Annotated in this window: 16 protein-coding genes; 6 read left to right on the plus strand and 10 right to left on the minus strand. The window is 43.2% G+C overall.

Annotation, left to right across the window (positions count from 1 at the left end; genetic code table 11):
• Positions 1–2 precede the first annotated feature (2 nt).
• The 6 genes from H8S90_RS05705 to H8S90_RS05730 all read right to left on the minus strand — a co-directional run bounded on the left by H8S90_RS05705 (position 3) and on the right by H8S90_RS05730 (position 10037).
• Entirely contained in the window at positions 3–2360 is a 2358-nt protein-coding gene (locus tag H8S90_RS05705; RefSeq protein WP_187341616.1) for a TIM-barrel domain-containing protein, read from the minus strand.
• 40 nt (positions 2361–2400) lie between these two features.
• On the minus strand, positions 2401–4203 hold the full coding sequence (locus tag H8S90_RS05710) for an FAD-dependent oxidoreductase (RefSeq protein WP_187341617.1): 1803 nt from the start codon (positions 4201–4203) through the stop codon (positions 2401–2403).
• Between the two features lie 96 nt (positions 4204–4299).
• Positions 4300–5253 (minus strand): hypothetical protein, encoded by a 954-nt coding sequence (locus H8S90_RS05715; protein WP_187341618.1) that lies wholly within the window; start codon positions 5251–5253, stop codon positions 4300–4302.
• 4 nt (positions 5254–5257) lie between these two features.
• A complete protein-coding gene (locus H8S90_RS05720; protein ID WP_187341619.1) occupies positions 5258–6751 on the minus strand; it encodes a RagB/SusD family nutrient uptake outer membrane protein in 1494 nt (497 codons plus the stop codon).
• Between the two features lie 30 nt (positions 6752–6781).
• Positions 6782–9808 carry a TonB-dependent receptor gene (locus H8S90_RS05725; protein ID WP_255501836.1) on the minus strand — a complete coding sequence of 1009 codons (3027 nt, stop codon included), beginning with the start codon at positions 9806–9808 and terminating at the stop codon, positions 6782–6784.
• A 37-nt stretch (positions 9809–9845) separates the two neighbouring features.
• Complete coding sequence (locus H8S90_RS05730; RefSeq protein ID WP_187341620.1) at positions 9846–10037, minus strand: hypothetical protein; 192 nt, start codon at positions 10035–10037, stop codon at positions 9846–9848.
• Between the two features lie 197 nt (positions 10038–10234).
• Here H8S90_RS05730 and H8S90_RS05735 point away from each other — a divergent pair, with 197 nt between their 5' ends.
• The 5 genes from H8S90_RS05735 to H8S90_RS05755 all read left to right on the plus strand — a co-directional run bounded on the left by H8S90_RS05735 (position 10235) and on the right by H8S90_RS05755 (position 15168).
• Positions 10235–11254 carry a GntR family transcriptional regulator gene (locus tag H8S90_RS05735; RefSeq protein ID WP_187341621.1) on the plus strand — a complete coding sequence of 340 codons (1020 nt, stop codon included), beginning with the start codon at positions 10235–10237 and terminating at the stop codon, positions 11252–11254.
• Positions 11255–11445: 191 nt separating this feature from the next.
• Positions 11446–12294: an aminoglycoside 6-adenylyltransferase gene (locus tag H8S90_RS05740; protein ID WP_187341622.1), complete on the plus strand. Its 849-nt coding sequence runs from the start codon at positions 11446–11448 to the stop codon at positions 12292–12294.
• Positions 12295–12590: 296 nt separating this feature from the next.
• Positions 12591–13133, plus strand: a complete 543-nt coding sequence (locus tag H8S90_RS05745; protein ID WP_187341623.1) for a DUF4468 domain-containing protein — start codon at positions 12591–12593, stop codon at positions 13131–13133.
• Between the two features lie 238 nt (positions 13134–13371).
• A complete protein-coding gene (locus tag H8S90_RS05750) occupies positions 13372–14520 on the plus strand; it encodes a transporter substrate-binding domain-containing protein (RefSeq protein ID WP_222852252.1) in 1149 nt (382 codons plus the stop codon).
• 123 nt (positions 14521–14643) lie between these two features.
• A complete protein-coding gene (locus H8S90_RS05755) occupies positions 14644–15168 on the plus strand; it encodes a GNAT family N-acetyltransferase (protein ID WP_187341624.1) in 525 nt (174 codons plus the stop codon).
• Between the two features lies 1 nt (position 15169).
• Here H8S90_RS05755 and H8S90_RS05760 read toward each other — a convergent pair whose 3' ends face one another.
• Positions 15170–16000: a helix-turn-helix domain-containing protein gene (locus tag H8S90_RS05760; RefSeq protein ID WP_187341625.1), complete on the minus strand. Its 831-nt coding sequence runs from the start codon at positions 15998–16000 to the stop codon at positions 15170–15172.
• A gap of 112 nt (positions 16001–16112) precedes the next feature.
• Here H8S90_RS05760 and map point away from each other — a divergent pair, with 112 nt between their 5' ends.
• A complete protein-coding gene (map, locus tag H8S90_RS05765; RefSeq protein WP_187342938.1) occupies positions 16113–16877 on the plus strand; it encodes a type I methionyl aminopeptidase in 765 nt (254 codons plus the stop codon).
• 59 nt (positions 16878–16936) lie between these two features.
• Here the strand turns inward: map and H8S90_RS05770 are convergent, their stop codons facing one another.
• The 3 genes from H8S90_RS05770 to H8S90_RS05780 form a co-directional block, all read right to left on the minus strand.
• Positions 16937–17938, minus strand: a complete 1002-nt coding sequence (locus H8S90_RS05770; protein ID WP_187341626.1) for a hypothetical protein — start codon at positions 17936–17938, stop codon at positions 16937–16939.
• Complete coding sequence (locus H8S90_RS05775; protein WP_187341627.1) at positions 17925–18431, minus strand: ATP-binding protein; 507 nt, start codon at positions 18429–18431, stop codon at positions 17925–17927. The genes H8S90_RS05770 and H8S90_RS05775 overlap by 14 nt, the downstream gene beginning before the upstream one ends.
• A gap of 146 nt (positions 18432–18577) precedes the next feature.
• On the minus strand, positions 18578–18865 hold the full coding sequence (locus tag H8S90_RS05780; protein ID WP_187341628.1) for a hypothetical protein: 288 nt from the start codon (positions 18863–18865) through the stop codon (positions 18578–18580).
• Positions 18866–18869: the final 4 nt, after the last annotated feature.

The raw sequence follows: 18869 nt of genomic DNA on the forward strand, positions 1-18869 counted from the left end.
ATTTAGGTTTCTTTTGGCGTTAATAGGTAATCGGTGCCGGGATCAACATCAAATGTAAAAGGTGTATGTAAACTTTCCAGCTGTACCTCTTGTATTTCTCCCGTTGCCTGGTTTTCTATAAGATAAGCTCCGGTGGCCCAGTTTGCAAATGCTTTATGAATCACGGATACTTGCTCACCATCTGGAAAATAAAAGATATATGTAAACTTTTTCTTCGATGTTGGGTAAACAACCGCTTGATGACCTCCATCTTTCTCCTTCACTAGGACTCCTTTTCCTCCTACAAATAACGGTATTTTATCGTATGGGAAATCATAGTCCTTTAAGGTAAGCGGTCCCTCAAAGCACTGACCTGTATTATAATCAATCCACGTACCCTTTGGAAGGTATACATCTCGCTTCATGGTGTTGCCATAGTCGTTTCCATACAGCGGAATAGCCAGCAATGACTCGCCCAACATCCATGAATATTGCCTTTGTTTTTTGCCCGCCAAGTAATAGGTGGCGGTATCATCAGGAAACGCAATCGGAAGAGGTGTCATGGTGTAAGGGTATCCACTGTGATAGCTTTTCAACGCTTCACTATACAAGTAGTCGGCGTAAGCGACATGCCAATCAGCTGCTTTTTTCACGGCTTTCTGATAGCGTGAATTTTCCAGGTGCCAGGGACCGAAACCCATAGCCATCACCGGGCTTACCGCAACTGCCATGGCGTTCCGAACGAAATAACGTTTTTGGTCTTCATTCAGCGGATTTTCCAAATATTTTCCCGCCACAATATCAAGGTAAACGGTAGATACGCCACTGGCTGCATAATTAAGCCCATTGATTAGCGGTCGGTCTTGGTCAAAGCCATACTTGGTATCTTCCAACCTTAGTATATCACCTGTTAATGAATAAGCACTGTTCCGGGCCATAATGTAATAACCCTTTTTCATTAAGGCTGCGTTAACAGGATTTAGCTTGGCATCATTATTAAGTTTTTTTCCGTCATAGAGCATTAAATCTTCTTTAAAACCATCTACTCCCCAACGGTCTGCTCCAGACACGTACCAGTTGACAGCCGCTGGGTTCTTTCCTTCCAGCAAAAAGACCTTACCTTGCGGAAAATTAACACGATAGGTCTCTGGGCGTTCATCTTTATCCCGAATAAAATATCCTCGATCAATTCCTTCAGGAACAAATGGACCATCATTTTCTGCTTCATAGTATCCACCATATGCTTTCGGCGCTTTGAAGTTTATCCGCAAGCCAAGCAGCAGACTGATCTCTCGCTCACGGAAGAACGCTTTGAACGCTTGGGGGTTTGGATAACGGGGATTGGGCAAGCCGTCTTTTCTGCCACTGCCCGCCGAGTCATCCCACAGACCAAAACCGGTAGTCGCCCCTTCACTTGGATCGCGACGTTCGCCTCTCCAAAATCCAGAACCAACAACGGCCCATTTGATGGGAAAACCCGCTTCTAGATAGGCGCTGATATCATTTTCAACGGATGATTGAAAAGTATTCCAGCCTAGGGAGCCGAAGGCCTCATACCCCAATTGGAAAAATCGATGTTTAGGCTTTAGGTCGGGATAACCCTCGGCTATCTTCACTTGTCTATATGTCTGGTAAATTTGCTTTGGAGAACCTAAAAAGTAATAAATGGCAGCAGATTTCACACCGGAAACACCCAATCTATTCTCTATATCGGTGATTGCCACCCGTTTCGTTTGTTCTGCGAAAAGTACCTGAGCAAAGTGGTGGGCCGGGAAAATGGTAAATGTAGAAATGAAGCGGTGCTCGTTGTCCCGGTTCCCGAAGTCATCATCAACAAAATTGCTGATCGCTGTATTTTCGCCAAAGCCCCCATGATCGCCCAAGCCGTAGGCCGGTTGGAGGGGCGCAGTACGGAAATCGATCTGGTAGGTCTCTTCCTTATCCAGCTGATTTTCGGGCGTTAGTTTGATCATGAAGAAGTCTTTGGAAAGTTGGATCTCGACTATCGCTGATAGGTCGCTGCTGTTTGTTACCAGTGCTCTAAATAGCGTGGGCGTACATTGCCGCACGCGCACCTTATTTATGGCATAAGTCTGGGTATCGGTTACAAGCGAAAAAGACAAGTTGCCCTGAGGATGTGGTTCGATCAGTGTTGTATGATATTGGATCCCAAAATTCAAGGTGTTGGTATCTATGTGTAAGATGTATTGGTCATTTTTGAGTTCGATGGTTTGCGGGTGCTGTGCCTGCACGTTTGTGGTGAAGCAAATAAGCATACTTAGATTAAAGGCAAAGTTGCCCATTAGGTCTTTTGGATCACATAACAATAGCTGTCGAATCCTTGCACCAATCTTATCTGTATATGTTTTATTACTTGACACCGACTCCAATTTTATTTATGCCACTTATAATAGTTATTGATCAATCCTTTATCATACCCAGTAGTTCGTCGAGATATTGTTCATAAACTCCTCGCGGATTTGTGTGGTGCTGTTTGGCAATGGCCGCCGCCATACCTACTACCTCTCCCATCATCCCACAGGTTCGCATCACACGCGTACTGCCAAACGCAACATGCGTGGTACTGATATTACGCCCTGCCATAAATAGATTCTCGATGTTGCGACTATATAAACACCGGTAGGGTATGGTATAAGGTGCCACACGTACATGTTCCGTACTAGCAAAAAACTCTTCCCCAGGAAAATATAAACTGTTTTCTTTTTGCGGGAAGTGAAGGTCGATCGTCCAAGTTGCAGTTACTGTAGCATCGGGATACATTTCCCCTTCCTGAACGTCCATTTGCGTAAGAATATGATCACCCATCAAACGTCGCGATTCGCGTTTACCACCGATATAGGCCACCCATGCCAGTGCCCGGTTTCCATATTTCTCCGGTTTATTATTTTTTAAATAAGACCAATTGCCAAAAATAGCTCTCAGGTTATGATCTCGGATATGTTCAGCTTCGGCAATGGTGTTCATATTGCCAAAGCCGGTTTCCCATTGCCAATCAGAACGCTCTTCGTCGATGTGGTACTCGTCTGAGAACGGAAGGGCCCAGGGTGTTTCAGGGAAGCTTGATACGGAATCCTCAGGCAAGGAAGCCCATAGATTGGATGTGCCCAAGGTAAATTCGTCGCTTGCTTCCGGCGCAAAGGACTCACCCGTTTCCGAACGGCTCTCACGCCCCATACGGTAGTCGGCGCCTGAAAGATAGCCCACAGTACCGTCGCCGGTGCAATCGGAGAAAAAGGCTCCGGTAAACCGGATTTCTTGATTGGTCTTGATATTTCTGCCTATAACCGCGGTGATTCTATTGCCGTTTTTTTCCAATCGGTACACGTGGGTATTCAGGTACAAGCTAATGTTCTTCTCATACTTGATGATATCCAGTTTCCGTTGATCTCCATATTGTTTGGCGTCGGGATTGCCATTTCCGGGATCGCCATTGTCTAACTCACGAACAATTCTTCCCAGCTTTGGATGGTGATTTTTATCGACATCGCCCATCAGATGCACCCGTATCTCCGAGCTGTTGTTACCTCCTAAAAGCGGGCGGTCTTGAATAAGGGCAACCTTCAAGCCCAAACGGGCAGCAGAAATAGCGGCGCAGGTACCCGCCACGCCGCCTCCAACAACTACCAGGTCAAAGTTTCCGGCCTCTTCTCTCGTACCATCAAGGTCAAGCAGCGTTCGGCGTAACTGAGCTATATCTGCCGAGTCCTGAGGAGGTTCAGTTTTCGATGTACTGAACAGTAAGGCATCACAACGGCCATTGAAGCCTGTAAGGTCCTTTAATCGAATTTCTGTGGGCTGGTCGCCCACTTCAACTACTCCTCCATAATACCACTTCCAATCTATTGCTCCGCTTTCCCCAAAGGTGCCGCCCACCTGTTTGCCATCTACCCACACACTGAATTTTCCAGGCCCCTTAGGAAAGGGAGCCCAATCTTTTGTTCGTACCCAGAGGTGGTATGTGCCTTTTTGCTCAAACTGTACCTTTGTTGTAGCATCACGCACGGGCCTTCCCATGCCATGGGCCATTAGGTAAGATGATTGAATAACGGGAAAAGACTGTTGGTCTATAACCCAGCCTCCGGTATCATCAAAGGATTCAGCCTCCAATAAGTGCTGCGTTTGTGCTGTTGAATAAATCGAGATCATCAAAAGACCAAGGATTATAGTAAAATGATATAAGGCAAAGAGCGCTTTTGTTTTCATCTGTCTATTTTTTTAAGTTATCAGATGGAGCCCTTGATGATTAAAAATAATTGTTGTCCGTTGTGTTTAACAATTATTTTAGTCACGTCGGGTTCATCATAATGGTTTTTTTAGTAAAGTTTCGATACGTTTAGCGATATCTTCATTGTATTTATGCTGATGCGTGCCCAATAAATCTTTGATGTCCTCTTTCAACGAAAGCTCTCCGAATTTCTCCAAAACACCCACTTTTAATCGATAATTCCCCGTTAAAAAAGTCTCCCACAACCACTGTTGCTGTGCTGTACTTTGAAAATACCGGGGTGAAAGCTTTTTTAAAACCCTGCTAGCTATGAAAACATTGGGGTTGCGGATGAGGTTGATGACTTTCTGCTCGTAACCCTTCGCCACAATACCATCGCTATCCAAAACTTTATCTAGCGCATAATACTGATAACGATGGTTCTGACTAACTAAAAATTCGGATAATAACTTTGAAGACATCATCGTATCGGTGATTCTTTTGATGGTGTCTACCACTCTGCCATGACTGATATGCCACAAAGTGTAACAGGTATACAAAGCGCCTGAAACCGTAAGCGCTTGCAAAGATTTTTTAGTAGCGCCCGTGACCGCATCGACCTCTCCAGGAGTGGTCTCGCTTGTAGACGCAACCAGTTCATCCATTTTGTAATCTTTTAGCAAACTATTCGAATCAGCCAGAATGCTATGCAGTTGCTCATATTCTTCTGCTGAAAACTCTTCATGATCAACTTTAGTTAAGGGCTGTTGCATGGGAACAGTATAGCGAAGATAACTTCCCAACAAATCCCATTGAAGTTTTATATAAACAGGTTTACATATATCATCGTCGCAAACCGGTGTAAAAATATCGGCATAGTAGTATTGCGGAGATCCTTTGCTATCACAGAACAAGCGCACATCGTAGTTTATCCCGTTATATTCTTCAACGGGAAAAACCAACGAGTCTTGACCTCCAATGGAGCTAACACCAGCTGCCATAAAAGCTTTCGTCATAAACAATAACAGGATCAACATCAATTTACTCATATTGTCAATTCCAATCGGGGTTCTGTGTTAATTCCGGGTTGGCATTCAGCTCTTCTTGAGGGATCGGAAAATATTTATGTTTTGGCTGAATATTTCGTACGGGATAGACGTCGTTTACAGCTTGTGGAATGATTTCCAGAAACTTGTCGGTACGGCTGAGGTCGTACCAGCGGTCGCCCTCAGCAAAAAACTCCCAAGCTCTCTCCTGAAGTACCACATCCAGGAAATCGGTCTGCCCAAGCCCCTGTGGTAAGTCATCCAGTCCAGCCCTATTTCTAATAGCGTTAGCATAAGTATAGGCTTTACCCGAAGGTCCATTGAGATGTGCTTCTGCCTCTGCGGCGATAAGGTAGAGATCTGCAAGGCGAAAAATCGGAATATTGCGCACAGAACTGGTTACCGAAACCGGATCCTGATACTTTTTAATCAATACCCCTTCCTGTGTAATAGGCGTAATGGCCCGTTGCGGAACCCATTGTCCATCCCGGTTCAGGTAGGTGGTATCGAGCAATAAACGACGTTCATCACCGGGATCGAAGCTATTAAAGAAATCCATATAGGCAAACATAGATCCGTAAGTTGTACGCCCATATTCTGCACCGTCACTTCCAGACGGCCCGGTCAGTCCTACCATCTGATGGCCATTACCCGGTGAAATGGGATCAACTTCAAAAGACCATATCATCTCCTGTCGTGCACTTTCCTCATTGGTGTAATAAAACAAATCTACGACACTTTCCATGAGCGTGTAGGCCCCTGCATTGAGCACCGATTCGGCTTTTTCTAAAGCGATACTCCAGTCTTCATGGTATAATGCCGCTTTTGCGTGTAAAGCATGAACGGCTTCTTTTGACGGTCGTCCGGGTTGCACTGCCGGAAAAGAAGGTAAGCCCGAATTATAGGCAACATCTAGATCAGCGTAGATCTGTGCATAGACTTCATTCAAAGGGCTTTTAGCGGTGTAGGCATCTGCTTCTGTAGTACTTGGTGCAATTTTAATAGGTATTTCACCAAAATTTTTGGCCAGCATCCAGTGGAAGAAAGCTCGCAGAAAATAAGCTTCTCCTATGATCTGCGTTTTACGTGTTTCGTCCATCTGCGCTTCCGGGACTTTTTCAATGATCCAATTAGCCCGCTCGATACCCTGATAACAGGATGTCCAGATCTGCTGTGGTGACTCGTTTAACCTCCCCTGGCTCCGCTGTGTGGTATAAGTGGGCTCGACAGTAAATAAGGTCAAGGTGTTTCGACCAACGACGGCGCGCGGATAGGTCTGGTCATCGCTGAAATCCGGAACCAGCAAAGCCGCTGGGCCACCGTAAAGCCCCCCCATGGCACCGTACGCCGCTATCAAAGCTTTCTCCGCATCCGATGCCGTCTTATAGTAAGACTCGGTGAAAATAGAGGAATAAATGGTTTCATCGAGTTTGCAGGTAACCAGACCTAAACTCATGGCCAGTACAAAGACTGGTATATATCGTGTTTTAAGTGTTTTCATTACTGTAGTTTTTATTCTATTAATCAAACCTTAGAAACTTACTTGTAAACCGGCCAGATATGACCTGGCCTGCGGATAAACTAAGTTATCAATACCAATAATGGTGTTCGACCCTGCATAAGAATTCACTTCAGGGTCAAAGCCCGAATACTTCGTCCAAGTGAATGGGTTGTTGGCACTTACATACACCCTTATCCTATTGATTTTCCCCGAGCCGTTCCAGGTGTATCCCAAATTAATATTCCGCACCCGTAGGTAAGAGCCGTCTTCCATCGCATAATCCGTAATAGGCAATCTCCCGGCAACAAAAGGACTTACGTATTGGTTGCTGGGATTCTCCGGTGTCCATCGGTCAACCATTTCCTGAAACAGGTTTCGCTGGCCGAGCGGATTTTCAAAAGATAATCTGCTGATATTGTAGATATCGTTCCCATAGCTACCGGAAAGCAGTACCCCTAGATCGAAATTTTTATACTGGAGATTCGTAGAAAACCCAAAGATAAAGTCTGGGTTTGGGTCGCCAGTTATGATTTGATCGTCTGTATTGATGAGTCCGTCGTTGTTGACATCACGCACCTTATGGCCTCCGGTACGACCATCATATCCGGAAATAATGTCTTCTCCGCTTTGATTGATGCCATCAAAAACATAGGTCTTAAAAACACCTAATGGTTCACCCACTTTCAATAAGGTAAAATTGGTCATGAATCGCTCATCAGTTACCCCTCCATCCAAATCCAAGATTTTATTTCTGTTCATGGTTATATTTGCCGCGACAGACCAATGGAGATCTGAATCAACGATAACGGCATTGGTTGCTAATTCAAAGCCCCGATTTTGGAGAGAAGCGAAATTGCCGGTGATCGTTTGGTATCCTGAAGAGAAAGGCAGCGCTTTCACAAAAAGCAAATCGTCAGTACGTTTGTGATAATAATCTGCCACAATAGACCAACGCCCGTCAAAGAAACTGGCATCAATACCCACATTGGTTTGCGTCGATTTTTCCCAACGTAAGTTTGGATTGGCAATACCTGTTGTCGCGATGCCGGTTTCCCACAAATGATTAAAATTATAACCCCCGGTGGCAGCAACCATCGCTAAGGATTGATACGGATCTATACCATCCGCATTACCGGTTGTACCGTAACTGGCCCTCAGTTTTAAGTCGCTCAATTGGTTAAAGTTTTGGAATAGCGGTTCCTCGATCAATCGCCATGCGGCGGAGATGGCCGGAAAGAACCCATACTTGTTATTGGCCCCAAACTTACTAGATCCGTCGACACGGGCGGTAATGTCTACAAAGATTTTATCCTTATAGCCGTAATTGGCACGAGCCATATAAGAATCGAGCCGTAATCTACTGCGCTCGCTTGACACGTTACGGTTTAATGCTAACTGTAAAGCTTCATTTTTTGTCGCATCATTTGGGAACCCCGTTGCCTCAATGAGATTAACCTTTAAGCTTTCAGACTGGGTAGCAAAAAGCCCTGTCAATTTCAAGGAATGATCTTCCCCGATATTTGTGGTATAGGTTATTAAACTCTCATGTAACAGGTTGAGAAAATCCCGGTTGTATTTCGACGCGTTCCCCGAATTTTCGTTCAGGTCTTGTTCGGCAATAATCGATAAGGGCGAATACGTATCGTGTAGGCGATCGTCGATATCAACGTTAAAAGACGCGCGATAAGATAGTCCGGGCAGGATAGTATATTCACCATATACATTAGCCAAAGTTCTCTTAATGGCACGCTGCTGCAAAATCTCGGTAAAGTTTAAAGGATTAACCACCTCCCGATATCTTCCTCCGCGCTGCTCGGCGAAAGGGAAAATGCTACCGTCTTCACGGTAGGGCGCTAATGTAGGAGGAGCGCCGAGCGCTGCACCTAAGACACTGCCGGTTACTACTCCGGCATCGCCCAATGTCGTGGAACCTGCGCTAATACCATGATTTACGGAATAGCTGCCTAATATACTGGTACCTACTTTGAACCGGTCGTTTACGCGGTGATCCATATTTAAGCGGTACGAGTACCGTTCAAAACTAGAATTGATAATAACACCGTCTTGGTTGAAATAATTTAATGATAGCGCCAACTGTGTTTTATCATTACCTCCGTTGATAGATAGTTGATGGTTTTGGATAGGTGCGTCTTGAAAAATGAGGTTCTGCCAATTAACTCCCTCTCCCAACGCGGCCGGATCGGAGTAAAAGTTATCGTTAAATACTTCATTTTCCAGCTGTGCAAATTCGGCAGCATTTAGCACATTAAGGGTTTTGGCGACGCTTTGCACGCCATAGTAACTATCCAGTTCGACTCTCGTAACCCCAGCTTTACCCCGCTTTGTGGTGATTAATACTACTCCGTTTGCAGCCCGGGCACCGTAGATGGCCGAAGCAGAGGCATCTTTGAGCACTTCCACAGATTCAATATCATTGGGGTTTATTGTCGATAATGGACTCACGTCATTAATGCCTCCGCCATTGGAAATCTGGATACCATCAACCACATATAGCGGCTCTGAACTGCCATTGATGGAATTCGTTCCGCGAATTCTCATACTAATATTGCCTCCCGGCGAACCCGAATTCTGATTAATCTGTACTCCTGCCACCCTTGCTTGTAAACCTTGCGCCACATTGACAACGGGCATTTGCGTAAGCTCATCGGCCTTTACGGATGCAATAGAACCCGTTGTTTCGATTTTTCGCTGTGTCCCGTACCCCACTACAACGACCTCCCCCAGTTGTTCGCTGCTCGGAGTGAGCAACACATCTACCTGGCTTTTTCCCTGTACTGCTATTACTTGTTTTTCGTAACCTACCATGGAGAAGGTTAATACGGTATCAACAGCTCTAATCTGAATTTGGTACTTCCCCTCTTCATTGGTTTTTGTCGTGACACGGGCCATTTCCGTAGCAATGGTTACCCCAGAAAGACCGTCACCTGTTGACGCATCCCTAACCGTGCCGGTCAGGTTTCGCGATTCCTGAGCAAACAGCAACGTTGCGCCCAAGTTAAAAATGAATGTAAAAATACATTGCCTCATCGTTATCATAACTATAGTTTAAATTGGTTATAGCGTTTTATGGTGATCAGCTAGCTAGCTGCAATGGTTCTAATATTCCAGGTATAAATTGCACAAGCAGGATTACCGCGCTATGCATAGGTTTTGTATGAATAGATAGGCGCTCTCCGTTAAGACCCTTCGGGTTGATCTCCTTATGCAGTATATTCCATTTCTCGCATTCGTAGGTAATATTCAGTATAAAATCAGCTGTTTTCATATCAGTATTCCTAATTATAATTGGTATGGTCTGGTCTGGTTATTTAGTACAATTATAGATTCTTTTTTTATTCCATCCAAATTTTTTTTTATTTTTTCAGTTTAGACGGCTTTAATCGGCACTTATTTACAAAAACACGCTATGCTGGTTTGGTTTGCTATGCTAATTCACTATTTTTGCGTAAACAGTAGATCATCATGACCTCGGATTTAAGTGAAAATACGGTAGCGCTAAACCATCGCATGAAATATTTGCAATTGGTGGACTATATAAACAAGCTGATTGAATCTGATCAGCTTCACATTGGCGATCGTCTCCCCTCCCTGAAGCAGCTGGAAAAGGACCTCGGGATGAGTAAGGAAACACTGTTAAAAGGCTTGAACCATTTATTGGAAAAGGGGATTATAGAATCCGTCTACCGAAAAGGCTATTACGTGAAAAAAAAATCGGTTACCCATACTTTCCGTGTTTTTCTTTTGCTTGATAAAATGAATGTAATGCGTGACAGGTTGTATCATACGCTTTTTGATAATCTGAAGGACATGGCAGATCTTGATGTTTACTTCCACCATCACAATTTCAAGGTGTTCGAGAATCTCATCCGCGAAAATCTTAGCAATTACACCCACTTCGTCATCACCACCTTCATGAAAGAAGATGTAGCTCCCATCCTAAACCTCATCCCTGCGTCAAAACGTATTGTTATTGATTATAACCAGCCTAGCCTGGAGGGCAATTATTCTTGCATTTATCAAGACTTTGAGCATGATATATATGATGCGTTAGTTCAACTCAAGAACCGTCTGTCCAACTATCAGAAACTCGTACTCATTGCACCTTCTGCAGCGGTCCATGCACGTCATGTGATGGATGGTTTTTTACGCTTTTGCATGGAAAATGACATCTCGTACACCATACAACAAGAAGTGGAGACAGCAGGTTTTCATAAGGGCAATGCTTATATTACATTTAGCAGATACGACACTGATGATGTGGCACTTATTAAGCTAGCAAGAAGTAAAGGCTATCAGTTAGGAAAAGATATTGGCCTTATCTCTTACAATGATAGTGCCGTGAAGGAAATTTTAGAGGGCGGCATAACGGTTATTTCTACTGACTTCGAAGCCATGGCTAGAGAGGTAAGCCGTGCAGTCCTGAACAGGGAAACCATCGTACTTCGTAACCCGACACCGATAATTGTACGGCAGTCCTTTTGACCTGTTTTTCAGCCGCTTTCCTCGTTACTCTTCAGTAATAAGCAGATTCCTTTACCTATTGCGTATAAACATGAAACAAGGAAAGAATATAGAATATTATTGCAAAATGAAGGTAATTTATGTTACCTTCGATAAGCTTCCACTGATATACCTCGTTTAACATAATTGCCCAAGAAAAGCCAAAAAATTATATGCGACAAAAAGAAGAATTATATTTGTTGTTTGATAAAATAGTGCTGGAAAATGAAGATATAAGGCTCTCTGTATTAGAAGGATCAAGAACAAACAGCAATATACCGGAAGACAACTTTCAGGACTATGACCTCTCTTTTTTCGTTACGGATATACAAAAGTATACGAAGCATGAAGATTGGTTGAAAGTATTCGGTGGCGAAATTATTGCCATGCAAAAACCAGAGGATATGGAATTATTTCCTTCGGAGTGCGAAAATTATTATAGTTATCTAATGTATTTTGATGACGGCATAAAATTAGATCTCACCATAATCCCTATTACCTTCGTTGATGAATATTTTTCTGCCGCCGATGGATTGAACAAAATCTTGATCGACAAAGACAATTTAGCTCCTGCAAACCTACATCCATCAGATAGATTGTATTGGATAAAGCGGCCTTCGGCACGAAGTTATGATGATTGCTGCAATGAGTTCTGGCATGTTTCCACCTACATTGCCAAGGCCTTTGCCAGAAAGGAGATACTCTACGCATTGCACCTATTCAATCAAATTAGTCGCCCTGAACTGTTGCGCATGATGTCTTGGGAGATAGGCATCAGGTGTGGATTTGACTTCAGTTTAGGCAAAAATTATAAATTTATTGATCGATATATAACGCCTGCAACATTTGATAATTTAATGAAAACCTTTTCTCTTGATGGTTACGAAAAAGCACGAAATGCTTTTGAGCAGTGCTGTGAAATGTTCCGAACCTATTCGAAACTTATAGCGGATAAACTGGGTTTTGATTATCCGATTTATGATAAAAACCTAACAGCTTTCAGTAGAAAGTACTACACTTAGACTTCCGATAAACCGTAGGCAATGGGGCTGGTGCGTGCACGTTAACTTCGTCCTCATAACCTCGTTTCAACCCGCCGAATTGTTCCATCGTAAGCTTCATAATAGTATACTGCTCTTTTGCCTCTAGCATTAGTGTACAGTTCGAAGGTGAAGCAAACTATCAGGGCCGAAAACTGTATTAATTAAACGGGCAATTACTAGAGCCATGAGCTGAAGAGACATTCGACAGGAAAGTCTAAATTAATTTGACACATAGCTGCGCATACAAACCCGGGAAATACATTTATCTCTTATCTATGAAAATTTCCATTTTCCATTTCTTTCTTTTGGTGATCAGCAAATGTTTTGCTCAAAATATACCGCCATTTGTATATGATGGTGATGACCGTATTGTATACGAGCAGGAGATGGATTGCGAAAACCTATCTAAAGAACAAATGTATAACCAGGCCTTGACATGGATTGCCGATACATTCGAATCATCCAAGTATGTGATCGAAAAGCAAGCCGAAACATCAGGTAGTATAATAGGCTCAGCAAAACGCAGCTTTTCGTTCCCCTCGGGTGTTACGACGGCTTACTATGAAGTAAATTTCTATTTTCAGCTCGATGTAAAAGACCAGCAACTGACGTACCGCCTTGCTGATTTAACTGCTATAAGAAGTGGAAATACCACCGAAACACCGATAGAAGATATCGTCGAGTATGCCAAAGGCAGCAAAAGCTCAGTGGGTTTTCCAAAAGACTATGCGGTGGCTCTGCTATCAGCAGGTAATGAAGTAATAGAAGAAATGCTGGGAAGTCTTGCCGATTCCGTCTGCCCGGACGCCGATTTGTAAAGAACCGTTAACCATTGCCAACAAGCCAGATTCTTCGTAATATTGTATATGTTAAATTTTTCACAAAAAACCAGCACCGAATTAATCCTGAAAATGATTATTGTGATCGGAAAACCTTCTGCGCTACATGGCTTTTGTGACAAATTGAAAGTTGCCGGATTCCTGTATGAATCAAATGAGCGAAACGCTTCATAATAAATACGCCAATCACTGATCCATTAAATTAATTGATGCGCTTATGTCTGGATATTCAATGTCAGGAACCACATTGAAGGTAATCAAACCGAGCTCGAAAAGCGACAGGAGCTTTAACCTGATTTACCTTTATTTCATTTTACTGCTAAACACCCTTCACATCAGCTTTTTATGCGCACAGGAAACCGGTTCTCAGGAAGCGGTAAAAGTGGGGGTTTATGTTAGTCCCCCTTTTGTTATGGAGGAGGAGGATGGCTTTACGGGAATGTCGATCGAACTTTGGGAGGCCCTTGCAGAAAAGCTTGGTTTAACTTTTACTTATGAAAGAGCTTCGACATTCAGCGAACTCGTGGAAGGTACAGCGGATGGGCGTTTTGATGTTGCTGTGACCAACCTCACCGTTACTCAGAATAGAGCAAGAAAACTCGATTTTACGCAACCCTGGTACGATGCGGGGCTCCGGATCATGGTAGATCGGGAACACACATCGGGATGGACCGACGTGGTCAGGGGATTAAGCGACGCAGGACATCTGCGCACATATGCTTGGCTAGCTTTTTTGGTGATTTTTGCCGCCATTCTGCTAACACTATTTGATAGAAAGTTTGATAAAAACTTTCCCAGGGCTTTCCGGGAGGGGTTTGCAGAAAATTTTTACCACATTATGTCTTTGGCTACCTCGGGGAAAGCACAAAGAAAAAATCTTTTCGGTTGGAAGGGCCGTATATTTTCAGGCCTTTGGCTCGTTTGCGGCGTGGGCTTACTGGCCTACATCACGTCATCTTTGACCAGTGTGATGACTACCCAATCATTAACCAATCGGATTAATGGGATTGGCGATCTGCCAGGAAAAAGAATAGGCGTTTTTATGGGTAGCGAATCGGAAAAATACACCCTTAACAGGGGTTTTTCAGCAAGGGCCTATCAAGGTATTGAGGATGCAATCCATGCACTGAAAAGAAAGGAAATAGATGCCATCATTGGCGATGCCCCAGTCCTGGAATACTATCAGCACACCCGATCGGAGGAACCCTTTGAGGTGGTTGGGCCGCTATTCAAACCAGACAAGTACGGGTTTGGGTTTATCAAAGACAGTGAGCTTACGACTCCGCTAACAATAGAGCTATTAGGTGCGCACGAAAGGGGTTTTATCGAAAAGCTTCGCAACAAATATTTTGGTCAGATCCGATAGCCGGAAAATTCCGAGGATCTATTCTTGGGTTATTTCCATTCATGTGGTAAAAAATCTTTATCGGCTTTTGTAAAGGCATAGAAAATATTCTGGAAATGATGATTAACTTAGCCCGATAAGGTTATGAAAGTATATATTGAAACAGACCGGCTAATATTAAGAGAAATTCTTCCGGAAGATGTTGATGACTTGTTTTTGCTAGAGGCAGATCCGGACGTACATAGGTATGTAGGCAACAATCCGGTAAAAAGTAAAGCGGAAATAAGGAAATACATCGATTCCGTAAGGCAACAATATGTTGATAATGGCATAGGTCATTGGGCGGCTGTTGAAAAATCGTCCAACTATTTTATTGGCTGGGCTGGCTTAACGCTGATTAAAGAAACCATCAATAATCATATTCACTACTATAGCTTGGGATATAGATTTATACGTAAATATTGGGGTGTAGGTTACGCTACAGAGGCGGCAAAAGCTGCTTTAACTTATGGTTTTGATACCCTTGGTTTAAAAGCTATTTATGCCATAGCCAATTGTGAAAACATAAATTCAAACAAGGTGCTGTCCAAAGTAGGCCTGACGTTTACCGAAACATTTGACTTCGATGGGATTAGGCATAACTGGTATCAGATCCATAAAGCAGATTGAACTATTTTACGGTCTGGAAATAGGTTTTGGGGGGCATGCCTGAATACTGTCGAAAATCTTTTATAAAGTGGTTTTCATCGCAATACCCATTGTCGATAGCCACCTGTAAAAGATCTTTGGAGGGAGATCTGTCTAAATCTAGGTAGGCGTTTAGAAACCGTCTCAACATGATATACCGTTGAGGAGAAAAGCCCAGATGCTTTTTGAAGTTCCTTTCCAGCCATTTGTAATTTAACCGCACACCGTGCGTTTCCAAAAGTTCCTTGACAGTAATTAATCCTTTTCGCTGATCAATATGCCCCAACATTTCAATCAATATCCCGGGATATGAATAGTGGCTGATCTTTGCTGAAATAAACCGTGAGAATGTCTCGATTTTTTTCTCAGGTGCTGAGGTATAATAGTTTTCTAAAAATGTGTTAAAGTTAGCCCCTGCTATTTCTGAAAAATTAATAACCTGCCTGTGTTCCAAGTAATTCTCTTGAATACCAAACAGCTTGTAGAATGTATACGGATAGAAGCGAACGATAAAAATATCCTCCTGATGACCATACAGCTCCCAGTAAATGTTTTTCAGGACGCCCCCACAGGCCCACATTGCTTCGAAAATTTTCCTTTCCCCGTCGATGTCTATCTGGTTTTGCTTTTCTCCATCCCACGTGATCACTACGACGGGATATCCATCGTTAAAAAGCAACTGTCTTCCATGTATACTTTGTGCCTTAAATACATAGATTCCTTCCACAAAATCCTGAAGGTTTTCGGGAACAGAAGTCTTCATCGCATCCTCGAAATGGATGGGGTCTATATGTTTAAAAAAACGAATCGGCACAGAAACAAATATATAAAAGTTTCAGCTGAATATGCGAAAAATGTCTAAGTTATACTATTCATACCAAAACATTGCTGGTATCTTTGAACTTTACTATTGCAAAGCAAAACATATGTGTATTACCAATGAAAAAGAATTGGACGGCATGAGAAAAGTGAGTGAGGCTGTTGCATTGACTTTGAAAAATATGCACGCATACGCTCGCCCTGGAATGAGCACCCGGGAGCTGGATAATTATGGCGGCAGGTTGCTCGATACGTTTGGTGCCAAGTCGGCTCCTTATCTGACTTATCGATTCCCCGGTCATACCTGCATCAGCCTGAACCATGAAATATGCCATGGTATACCATCAGACAAACGGATTATCCAAGAAGGTGATCTGCTGAATATTGACGTCTCTGCGGAGCTGAACGGATATTGGTCAGATAATGGAAGCTCTTTCATCGTTGGTAAGGACGTCCACCATAAACAGCACTTAATAGATACTTCCAAGCTTATACTACGAAAGGCTATTGGTAGCATTAAAGGCGGCGTAAAGATCAATGAGGTGGGTGCTTTAATAGAAAGAGAAGCTAAAAAGAACGGTTACAAGGTGATCAAAAATTTGGGAGGTCATGGCGTAGGAAAAGGGCTTCACGAGGCTCCTGAGGGTATTCTTAATTATAAGGACCGGTTTGACAGTAGGAGATTTCAAAAGCATTTCGTGATTGCTATAGAAACCTTTATTACCACGAGTTCCTCATTGGCTGTTGAACTTCCCGACGGGTTTACTTTGGTTGGCAACAAAGGTGGTTACGCGGTTCAACACGAACATACCATCGTTGTAACGGATGGACAAGCCATTATTCTGACAGAGCAGAACGGTATTTGGGATTAGCCTCTTTTGGCATGTCATGCGCCTTTGCAACTGGACGGCATCCCTTCTGATAGCGGCAGTTATAGATACCGATTCAACACATTAAGGTACTGAACAGCCATTTTCAAGTCCTGTGCGGCAACTTTAGGAACACTGGCCTCTTTTGCGTGGAGCACATGAACTTTTGCTCTGATATTTGCGCGGTAGGCTTTATAGTAATCGAAGAGCAAGCGTTCCTCCTTCTGCAGCGCTATCTGCGAATACCGGAGATAATTTTGGAGAAGGTAGTCGCTCAGGTCTGGGTAACCGTAAGCTTCTAAATCCATACACAGAAAAGCCACTTCATCCAGTACATCCACCTGCCTCATGGCATCATTGAATTCAATACAGTCGAATATTACCGGGTCCTCATATAAGAATATATTCCCGGCATGAAGATCCCCATGAAGATCGCGCACAAAGCCATCAGCCGGACGCTGGGTAATAAAGCTCTCATAATTTTGTAAAAATTGGCCGGACCTTATAGTACTATCTCGCACAATCCTACCGTAATCTTCCCCCAAATGCTGCTGTATGTACCCCTGAAGCGTCGCGAGATCGTTAAACAGCTCTTTCTGGCCCTTGACGTCTGCGTCTTTCCTGATCACAGTGGCCTGTGCATGAAAAGCCGAGATCTCCCTGGCAAGACTGTCTATCATGGATTTATCTACCTGTTCTTCTTTAAGCATACGATCCATTTCCTTCGCCGTATCCATGCGTTTCATCAAAACAGCGTAGTCTACTATGTTGTCTGGATGCCCATCAAAAGAAAAATGATCCCCTCTTTGAAAGACAGGAACCACTTCTAAATACATCTCTTTTGCCAACCGCTTGTTCAATAGCAGCTCCTGTTCGCAATAATATTTTCGCTTTACCAGGCTCGAAAAATCCAGAAAGGAAAATTTTACCGGTTTCTTTATCTTATAGACTTGCTGATCGGTAAGTATCACCCAGGAAATATGGGTTTCCAGCAAAGTACTCTCACGATATTGATGAAGGTTTTGCTCCTGCGCTTTTAAATGTTCGACCTCACTTTTTTTCATTTTCGTATTTGCAATAATTCAAAGCCCTGCTTACCATCTCCTCGGAGTCCATCTGATCGGAATGCAAGATCAGGTGCTTTTCTTTCAAAGGCTCAAATGCAGCTTTGATCTTTTTGTAGATCGAAAAGTCGGCCTCACTATCCACCCTTTTTTTAGCTATACGCTCTTTGATGACTTCTTCGGAGGCCTGTATTTCTATAAAATACAGGGGAACTTTAAATTTCGTTGCTGTTTCTACAAAAAGTGCTCGAGTTTGTGCTTTATGGAATGTGGCATCCAGTACTACATGCTTCCTGTCTTTTACGGCCGCTTCTGCCAAGCCTAGCATCGACTGATAGACCTCAAGTTTGGTCTGCTCATCGTATTTTCCTCTTTGCTCCAAAGCTGTTCGCACCCGGTCGCTCGAGACATGTACGCCGTCTATATTCCAAGCCAAATGTTTTGCCAGAAAGGTTTTCCCGCTTCCCGGCAATCCGATTACAGCAACTACCATGTCTTTCCATTTTTAACTTTTCGCTAAAGCGCGGAGGCTGTACTTTTGCTCTCTTTAATCAAAGGTACTGTTTTGACCCGGTCAATGGAAATAGACCTCCTTCCCTTAAAATAAACCAGGGAATCTCGACGAATCGACTCCGTCGTCTATGGTTGTTGCATAATGGCATAAATACCTGCTTCTATTAATTTATCTCGACCTTCTTTTACTCCTTTTATTATGGTTGGATTTACAACCTTAACAGCAAGTAGCTCTAGGATTAAATATTTAACAGAAATTAACAGGAGAGGAGTTACTGATATGTTCATTAAAAGCTTTCTTATGTAAATAAAACCGAAAGCATTAATATGGCAAGCGATCAGAGCGGCAATAGCCAATCCGGTAGATAGCTTATGGAATGAATGACCTAAAATGTACTCAAAGGCAACCTCCAAGTGA

Source organism: Olivibacter sp. SDN3 (genome assembly GCF_014334135.1).
Taxonomy (GTDB): Bacteria; Bacteroidota; Bacteroidia; order Sphingobacteriales; family Sphingobacteriaceae; genus Olivibacter.

Bases quoted from the DNA above. Each gene is read 5' to 3' on its own strand.
- H8S90_RS05745 (WP_187341623.1), top strand. From the start codon at position 12,591: ATGAAAATTTCCATTTTCCATTTCTTTCTTTTGGTGATCAGCAAATGT.
- H8S90_RS05715 (WP_187341618.1), bottom strand. From the start codon at position 5,253: ATGAGTAAATTGATGTTGATCCTGTTATTGTTTATGACGAAAGCTTTT.
- H8S90_RS05755 (WP_187341624.1), top strand. From the start codon at position 14,644: ATGAAAGTATATATTGAAACAGACCGGCTAATATTAAGAGAAATTCTT.
- H8S90_RS05720 (WP_187341619.1), bottom strand. From the start codon at position 6,751: ATGAAAACACTTAAAACACGATATATACCAGTCTTTGTACTGGCCATG.
- H8S90_RS05770 (WP_187341626.1), bottom strand. From the start codon at position 17,938: ATGAAAAAAAGTGAGGTCGAACATTTAAAAGCGCAGGAGCAAAACCTT.
- H8S90_RS05710 (WP_187341617.1), bottom strand. From the start codon at position 4,203: ATGAAAACAAAAGCGCTCTTTGCCTTATATCATTTTACTATAATCCTT.
- H8S90_RS05740 (WP_187341622.1), top strand. From the start codon at position 11,446: ATGCGACAAAAAGAAGAATTATATTTGTTGTTTGATAAAATAGTGCTG.
- H8S90_RS05735 (WP_187341621.1), top strand. From the start codon at position 10,235: ATGACCTCGGATTTAAGTGAAAATACGGTAGCGCTAAACCATCGCATG.
- H8S90_RS05730 (WP_187341620.1), bottom strand. From the start codon at position 10,037: ATGAAAACAGCTGATTTTATACTGAATATTACCTACGAATGCGAGAAA.
- H8S90_RS05725 (WP_255501836.1), bottom strand. From the start codon at position 9,808: ATGATAACGATGAGGCAATGTATTTTTACATTCATTTTTAACTTGGGC.
- map (WP_187342938.1), top strand. From the start codon at position 16,113: ATGTGTATTACCAATGAAAAAGAATTGGACGGCATGAGAAAAGTGAGT.
- H8S90_RS05750 (WP_222852252.1), top strand. From the start codon at position 13,372: ATGTCTGGATATTCAATGTCAGGAACCACATTGAAGGTAATCAAACCG.
- H8S90_RS05775 (WP_187341627.1), bottom strand. From the start codon at position 18,431: ATGGTAGTTGCTGTAATCGGATTGCCGGGAAGCGGGAAAACCTTTCTG.